Source organism: Actinotalea sp. C106, assembly GCF_023630195.1.
Lineage (GTDB): Bacteria > Actinomycetota > Actinomycetes > Actinomycetales > Cellulomonadaceae > Actinotalea.
In genome coordinates, this window is record NZ_JALPKN010000155.1 from 1 (window position 1) to 7538 (window position 7538).

Below are 7538 nucleotides of genomic sequence, written 5' to 3' on the forward strand. Positions count from 1 at the left end.
CCCGAGCCCGCACCCACGCCCCAGCCCGGACGCGCGGACGCGGACCCGAGGCAGGAGACCCAGGTGATGGCCCCGGTGGGCCCGCCCCGCCGTCGTCGGGCGGCTGAGCTGCAGCGCGAGCTCGGCTCGCAGCAGGACACCGTGCGCCTCGACCTGGACAAGCACTCGCGGCTCTTCACGGGCAGCCTCGCGGCGGTCGAGCGGTCCAAGGCCTTCGCAGGTCCTGGCCAGGAGGTCATGGAGGAGCGCGAGCACACCGCCGAGCACCCGACGGTGGCGCCGGTCGAGGAGGACGAGGCCCCGCGCTGAGCCGTGGTCTGCCCGCGGGCTTCACGTCGCGTGACGGTGACGTCCGCTGGGTGGACACCACGGGGCCCAACGCTTGCGGTCCCGTCCTGGGCTTGTGACGGTGGTCTAGTTCGAGACGCCTGATCCCCGGTGCGGCACACCTGCCGAGCCTGGCGTCGATCCCGGCCACCGAAGGAGCACCCATGCTCACCCTGACCGACAACGCCCGTCACGCCGTCCAGGACATCTCGACCCGTGCTGGCCTCCCCGACGAGGGCGGTCTGCGGATCGCCGAGTCCGCCCAGCAGGTCGGCAGCTTCGAGCTGTCTCTCGTGCCTGCCCCGGTCGAGGGCGACGAGGTCATCGAGGCCGAGGGCGCCCGCGTCTTCGTCGAGCCGACGACCTCGAGCACCCTCGCCGACCAGCAGCTCGACGCCGCCCCCTCCGAGGACGGCACCGGCTTCCTGCTCGCCCCCCAGGGCTGAGCGAGCCCCCAGCTCACCACGAAGGCCGCCACAGCATCTGCTGGGGCGGCCTTCGTCGTGCCCGGGGTCGCGCTGCCTGGGACGGCGGCGCGGACGGGTCGGTCAGTCCTTCGGACGCTGGGCGGCGTCCACCACCTCACCGACGAGCCTCTCGACGACGTCCTCGAGCATCGCGATGCCCTGCGGCTCGCCCTGGGTGGTGATGAGGGCCACGTGGGTGCCACGGGCCTGCATCGCGGTGAGCGCCGCGTCGAGCGTGGTCTCGCCGTCGACCTCGACCAGGGGGCGGATCAGCCGGGGCCGGATCGGCTGGTCGAGGGTGTGCGCCGGAGCCATCAGCAGGTCCTTGAGGTGCACGTAGCCGACCATGGCGCCCTCGGGACCGCGGATCGGGAAGCGCGAGAACCCGGTGCGTACGCACTCGGTCTCGGCCTGGGCCGGGGTCGCGCCCGCGGGCAGCACCACGAGCTCGGAGAGGGGGACCGCGACCGCGTGGATCTGCTCGATGCCCATGCTCAGCGCACCGGCCAGCAGGTCGTGCTCGGCCTCCTCGAGCAGCCCTTGCTGGCGGGACTCGGCGATGAAGCCGGCGACCTCGTCCGCGGTGAAGGTCGAGGCCACCTCCTCGCGCGGGGTCACGCGCAGCGCCTTGAGCACCATGTTCGCGATCCAGTTGAGGGCCACGATCAGCGGCTTGAGGATCAGCACGATGAGGTAGAGCGGCGGGCCCATGAGGATCGCGGAACGCTCGGGCCCGGCGATGGCGATGTTCTTGGGCACCATCTCCCCCAGGACCATGTGCAGGAACACCACGACGCCCAGGGCGATCGTGAAGGCGATGCCGTGCAGCAGCGGGCCGGAGACCCCCACGGCCGCGAGCGGGACCTCGAGCAGGTGGGCGAGCGCGGGCTCGGCGATGGCGCCCAGGCCCAGGGAGCACATGGTGATGCCGAGCTGGGCGCCGGCCATCATCAGCGAGACCCGCTCCATGGCGCGCAGGGTGATCCGCGCCATGGCCGATCCCTCGGAGGCCCGGGGCTCGATCTGGGTGCGTCGGGCCGAGATCAGGGCGAACTCGGCGCCGACGAAGAACGCGTTGCCGAGCAGCAGGGCCAGGCCGATGCCGAGGGCGGGGAGGTCAGCCATCGGTGTCCTCCTCGTCGTCCTCGTCGGTGATCGGCTCGACGGTCATCAGCACGCGGTCCACGCGCCGTCCGTCGAGGCGCGTGACGCGCAGCCGCACCTGGGTGGGGGTCGGCAGCCCGACGTCGTCCAGCAGGCGGGAGTCGCGGCCCTCGAGGACCACCTCGTCGTCGACCGCGGGGAAGCGCTCGAGGTGCTCGGTGATGAGGCCGCCCAGGGTGTCGGACTCCTCGCCCTCGGGGACGTCGACGCCGGTGATCTCGCCGGCCTCGTCGGGACGCAGCAGGCCGGACAGGGACCACGCGTCGGGGCCGACCTGCCGGTGGCGGCCGATCGGACGGTCCTGCTCGTCCTCGATCTCCCCGACGATCTCCTCGACGAGGTCCTCGAGGGTGATGACGCCGTCGGTACCGCCGTACTCGTCGACGACCATGGCGAGCTGCAGCCCGTCGCGCAGGACGCCGAGCACCGAGTCGAGCGGCATCGCGGAGGGCACCGCCGCGACGGGCTGGGCGATCTCGCCGATGGTGCGGCTCGCGCGCTCGAGGGCCGGGATGGCCAGGGCGTGCTTGAAGTGCACCACCCCGACGACGTCGTCGACGTCCTCGCCCAGCACGGGGAAGCGGGCGTGGCCGGTGCGGGCCGTGAGGGTCAGGACGTCGTTGACGGGATCGGTCGCGTCGAGGAAGCGGACCCGGGGGCGCGGGGTCATCGCGTCGGCCGCGGTGCGTTCGGTGAGCTCGGCGGTGTGGGTCACGCGGCGGGCGACCTCGGCGTCGAGCTTGCCCTCGATGGCCGAGCGGCTGGCGAGGGCGCCGAGCTCCTGGGCCGAGCGGGCCGAGGCCAGCTCCTCCTGCGGCTCCATGCCCAGGCGGCGGACGATGTTGTTGGCGCTGCCGTTGAGGAAGCGGATCAGCGGACCAGCGACCCAGGTGAAGCCCCGCTGGGCGCCGGCGACGGCGCGGCCCACCCGGACGGGTTCGGCGATGGCCCAGTTCTTGGGCACGAGCTCGCCGAAGACCATCTGGGTCGAGGTCGCGATGAGGAAGCCCGCGGTCAGGGCCACGGCGGCCGCGGTGCCGTCCGGCATGCCCCAGCTCTCGAGGGGGCCGCGCAGGATGGTGGCGATCGACGGCTCGGCGATGAACCCGACGATCAGGCTGGTCACGGTGATGCCGAGCTGGGCGCCCGAGAGCTGGGTCGACAGCGACCGCAGGGCGGTGCGCACCGAGGTGGCGCGCTTGTCGCCGTCGTCGGCGAGCTTGGAGATCGTGGGGCGGTCGACCGTGACGAGGGCGAACTCGGCGGCGACGAACAGTCCGTTGGCCGCGATGAGCACGACGACGAGGATCAGGAGGAGCCACTCGGGACTCACCGGTCGATCACCGACCGGGAGCGGGGTCCGAGTGGCTCACGTGGTGAGCCGGGTAGGTCCATGGCAGCACACGATAAGGGATCTGACGGCTCGCGGTCTTCCCTGATCCGGCCCACGGCGACCCGACGCCGTCGGGTGTGCTCAGCGCAGGGCGAGCATCGACGCGATCCGCGGGCTCGACGGCGGGGCGGGCAGGGCGCCCGGGCGCCCCACGAGGTACCCCTGGACGGCGTGGGCGCCGAGGGCGGACCACGCCGCGAGGTCGGTGTCCGTCTCGATGCCCTCGACCACGAGCTGGGCGCCGGTGCGCTCGGCGAAGTCGATCAGCGCCCCGGCCAGTGCGCGGCGCAGGGGGCTGGTGTCGACCCCCTGGGTGAGGGACATGTCGAGCTTGATGACGTCGGGGGCGAGCTGGACGATGTGCTGCAGGCTCGAGAAGCCGGCCCCCGCGTCGTCCACGGCCACCCGGACGCCCGCGGCCCGCAGCGGCGCGAGGTTGGCCTTGAGCACGTGGTAGTCCTCGATCGCGGCGTGCTCGGTGATCTCGATCGTCAGGGACCTGTCAGGGCGGGCGCGGACCAGCTCGAGCAGCCGCGGGTCGGCGAGGGTGCTGGGGGAGGCGTTGACCGAGACGTCGATCTGCGCCCCGCCCAGTCCCTCGGGCCCCAGGGCGGCCTCGATCGCGGCGATCTCGAGGTCCGGGCCGAGCCCCACCGAGGCCGCTGCCTCGAACCACACATCAGGCGTGCGGGCAGGTTCGGCGTCGAACCGGGTCAAGGCCTCGACGCCGAGCAGACGACCGGTCCGCAGCGAGAAGACCGGCTGGTAGACGGGGTGGAAGGCGCGCCGCTCGAGCACGTCGGCCACGCGGGAGGCGACCTCGTGGTCGACGTGCCGGGCGCCGTTGGTCGAGCGGGCGATCGCGGTGCGCACCTCGCGCTCGAGCTGCTGCTCGAGGAGGTGCTGGCGCGCCGAGAGCACCGCGGCGATCACCACCCCGATGACCACGAACATCACCGAGCGCGTCACCCAGCTGACGACCTGCTGGGCCTCGCCGGTCACGCTGTCGAGCGGCATGACAGGTCCGCACAGCACCGACGCCGCGATCGCGGTGAGGAAGGACCCGCGCCAGCCGAAGGCCAGGGCGCCGAGGATGATCGGCACGTAGAACAGGTGCGGCAGGGCGCGCTGCGTCCCGCCCGAGACGTACACCGCGACCCAGATGGCGGCGAGCATGAGCGCCAAGGACGTCACCGAGACCACCGGGGAGATCCGTGCGGCGCGGGCGACCAGACGGTCCACGGGGTTGTCGTGCAGGGCCGCGGGCGCGGCCAGGGAGTGGTCGGGCGACGTCGACGTCGCGCCCACCACAGGCCCTGGCACTCGCTGTGGTTCAGCCACCACGGTCCCCCGTCAGCAAACAGGCACAGCCGGGCAGTACGTCCACCCATTGTCCTTTTCGGCACATGAGAAGGCGAGGATGAGGCCGATCTTGATCTCGCTGGCGACCCACCACGAGACCCGGTGGCGCGGGCGGGCGGACTCTGACCTCGACGCAGTCGCCGTCTCCCGGCACCTGGTGGCCGAGTCCGAGCGCCGCAGGGCGCAGGGCGTCTTCGGCCATTCCCACGTGATGTTCGCGGCGCCGCGGGTGCACGAGCTAAGGGGTCGGTGGGCCCCGTGGGGCTCGAACCCACAACCTACGGATTAAAAGTCCGCAGCTCTGCCAATTGAGCTAGAGGCCCGGGTGATGAGTGGTCCAACTCGTGGAACCCACAGGACAACACCCGTGTCGTTCGCCGGGGCGCGGCGGGCGCCCTGGTGGTGACGGGATCGACCGTACCGCCTTGTCAGGGGGCTGTCGGGGTTGGCGCGTGAGGGGCCGGGGGTGCGGCGGTGGGGTCGGTGGAACCCTCGGGATAATCACCGTGTAGTTCGCGACGTCATCCGGACGCGACGAAGGGGTCTGCTGCACGAATAGGTGACACCTGACCTGTGGGGACGTGGTCCCCGCTGGAAGGATGTTCCCGTGCCCAGACCCCACGGCCCCGCACGGACGCGGACGCCTCAGAAGTCGTCATCGATGCCCCCTGACGGCTCCCGCACCCGAGCGGGCATGAAGTCCAAGCGCGCGCGCTCGTTCGCGACGAGCCGGTCCAGATCCTTCACGTCCGCTGCGAGCACCCCCACTCCTAGCAGCGTCGCGAGCTCGAGCATCACCCCCGCCGAGACCGTCGCCGCGCCCCTTTCGGCACTGCGCAACGTGTTCGGGGAGATCCCTGCCCGGTCAGCTAGTTCCGCCACCGTCCACCGTCGCTCACGGCGCGCGGTCGCGATTCGCAGCCCGAGCAGTTCCAGGGACGCCAACGTCACTGGTGAGTAGCTGTGCGGTCGCCTCACGGCAGCACCTCCAGGGCTCAATGTATCAACGCTAATCAACCGTAGCGTGCGATGTACTGAACAACCAGGTGTCCGAGGTGGCGCTGGGGCAGGAGGCGGTGAGAAGGTCCGCCCGACCCGGACCAAGCACTGGACCTCCGGCGTTGCCCAGCACCGCTGCAACTGGACCACGGCCGACGCACTGCGAACTGTGCGCTCGGCGCGCTGGCAAGCTTCACTGATCGACCCTGGAGGTTCACATGTGGTACCCGATCGCGGCAGCAGCTCTGCTCATGTGTGCTGGAGCCTTGCTGACTGTGGCGTGGTTCCGCCGCGAGCGGCGCGGCCCGGCGCTCGCGCTCACCGGCGCGGCTGTCGTGCTCGTGCTCCTCGTGGCGTGGATGTGGGGGCCTGTGGGGTCCTGACTCGTCAGGGCCCCGGTGAGCCGCTCGGGGTCAGGGGAGGCGCTGGTGCGTGCCGTGGGACGAGTGGCCCCTCTCCCGGCGGGCCGGAGTGCGACGTCGCAGGTCAGGGGTCCACCGACGCGAGCACGATGACCTCCGCCGCTTCGTCGTCGGGGTCGATCCCATCGGGCAGGCAGAGGTCCGCGAGCGCAGGGTAGGCCGCCTCGAAATGGGTGCGCCCTCCGCCGCCTGAGATCGACGCACCGATCTCGAGAACCGTGCCTCGTGCTGTGCGCACCCGTCCCTCGCTCACGAGGTCGAACCCCTGAGGCCAGATCGCCGTCGTGACCGTCCCGTCAGCACCGACCAGACCGAGGCAGCCCCGATCGTTCACACCGAGGTCTCCCACGAGGGCGGCGTCGGCACCACTATCGCTGACGGTCTGGACGAGGAGCGTCTGGTCCCCCTCGGTCAGCGCGCGGGTCTGCGTCGTCGCACACGCAGCAACGGCAAGAAGAACCACGATGCCCCCGAGGGGCCGGGCAGCCCACACACGTGCCGTGGTGACGCGAGAAGATCGATGCATGGAAGCCCCCTGCGCCCGCATCCGTGGTGATGTAGGTCTCACTGTAGGCCTGGCTGAGCTGCTCCTCGAGGCGTGGAGGTGGGGGCCCGTGGCGTCCCGGGCTGGCGGGTCAGGGACACTAGACGTTCACCGACCGAAGTCTTGACAAGGAGTTCACCGTGCCGCACGGGACTGTCCGCTGGTTCGACGCCGAGCGTGGGTTCGGCTTCCTCGCCCTCGAGGACGGGGCCGAGGACCTGTTCGTGCACGCGTCCGAGATCGTCAGCGACGACGCGATGAAGTCGCTCCGCGAGGGGCAGACCGTCGAGTTCGAGGTGGGCGAGGGCAACCGCGGCCCGCAGGCGCGCAAGGTCAGGGTCACCGGCGACCAGGCTGTCGACGGAGCGCTCGGCGTGCTCGGCACCGTCACCTGGTACGAGCCCGGCAAGGGGTACGGCTTCGTCACGCCCGACGGCGGTGGCGCGGAGATCTTCGTGCACAGCTCGGCGATCGTCGGGGGCGGCGTGATCACCGACGGGCAGCGAGTGGCGTTCATGGTCGTCGACGGGGAGAAGGGGCCGCAGGCCGACCACCTGCTGCCGCTCGGGGCCCAGGCCGCCCAGCAGGCGGTGGCTTCCGACGGCGCCGACGGCACCGTGTCCTGGTACGACGCCGACAAGGGTTTCGGGTTCATCACCCCTGAAGCCGGCAGCGACGACGTCTTCGTCCACGTCCGCGCCCTGACCGGGGGCCTGACCGAGCTGTCCGAGGGGGACCGGGTGGCCTACGACGTCGTCGTGAGCGAGAAGGGCCCGCAGGCCCGCGACCTGCGGCTCGTGCGTGGGTCGGCGCCCGTGCGCGGCTCGGCACCGCAGCGCGGTGCGGCACCACGGGGTGGG

At 71.7% G+C, this 7538-nt stretch carries 8 protein-coding genes, 1 tRNA gene and 1 pseudogene; 4 read left to right on the plus strand and 6 right to left on the minus strand.

The window, feature by feature from the left end:
• Both L0B03_RS11205 and L0B03_RS11210 read left to right on the plus strand, forming a co-directional pair.
• A pseudogene (locus L0B03_RS11205) lies at positions 1-309 on the plus strand (hypothetical protein); the annotation flags it as partial.
• A gap of 182 nt (positions 310-491) precedes the next feature.
• Positions 492-773: an adhesin gene (locus L0B03_RS11210; protein WP_208056854.1), complete on the plus strand. Its 282-nt coding sequence runs from the start codon at positions 492-494 to the stop codon at positions 771-773.
• Positions 774-875: 102 nt separating this feature from the next.
• On the opposite strand, the gene L0B03_RS11215 is transcribed toward L0B03_RS11210, so the two are convergent.
• The 5 genes from L0B03_RS11215 to L0B03_RS11235 all read right to left on the minus strand — a co-directional run bounded on the left by L0B03_RS11215 (position 876) and on the right by L0B03_RS11235 (position 5691).
• Positions 876-1919: a hemolysin family protein gene (locus tag L0B03_RS11215; protein WP_250445878.1), complete on the minus strand. Its 1044-nt coding sequence runs from the start codon at positions 1917-1919 to the stop codon at positions 876-878.
• A complete protein-coding gene (locus tag L0B03_RS11220; protein ID WP_250445879.1) occupies positions 1912-3291 on the minus strand; it encodes a hemolysin family protein in 1380 nt (459 codons plus the stop codon). Before L0B03_RS11220 ends, L0B03_RS11215 begins: the two co-directional genes overlap by 8 nt.
• Before the next feature lie 141 nt (positions 3292-3432).
• Positions 3433-4659 carry an EAL domain-containing protein gene (locus L0B03_RS11225; RefSeq protein ID WP_250445880.1) on the minus strand — a complete coding sequence of 409 codons (1227 nt, stop codon included), beginning with the start codon at positions 4657-4659 and terminating at the stop codon, positions 3433-3435.
• 304 nt (positions 4660-4963) lie between these two features.
• A tRNA-Lys gene (locus tag L0B03_RS11230) sits at positions 4964-5036 on the minus strand.
• A 322-nt stretch (positions 5037-5358) separates the two neighbouring features.
• Positions 5359-5691, minus strand: coding sequence for a helix-turn-helix transcriptional regulator (locus tag L0B03_RS11235; protein WP_250445881.1), 333 nt, complete (start codon positions 5689-5691; stop codon positions 5359-5361).
• Positions 5692-5930: 239 nt separating this feature from the next.
• Between L0B03_RS11235 and L0B03_RS11240 the strand changes: the two genes are divergently transcribed.
• Positions 5931-6095 carry a hypothetical protein gene (locus L0B03_RS11240; protein ID WP_250445882.1) on the plus strand — a complete coding sequence of 55 codons (165 nt, stop codon included), beginning with the start codon at positions 5931-5933 and terminating at the stop codon, positions 6093-6095.
• A gap of 103 nt (positions 6096-6198) precedes the next feature.
• On the opposite strand, the gene L0B03_RS11245 is transcribed toward L0B03_RS11240, so the two are convergent.
• Positions 6199-6660, minus strand: coding sequence for a hypothetical protein (locus L0B03_RS11245; protein ID WP_250445883.1), 462 nt, complete (start codon positions 6658-6660; stop codon positions 6199-6201).
• A 158-nt stretch (positions 6661-6818) separates the two neighbouring features.
• Here L0B03_RS11245 and L0B03_RS19580 point away from each other — a divergent pair.
• The coding region (locus tag L0B03_RS19580; RefSeq protein ID WP_308200043.1) for a cold shock domain-containing protein at positions 6819-7538 on the plus strand (720 nt) is incomplete at its 3' end.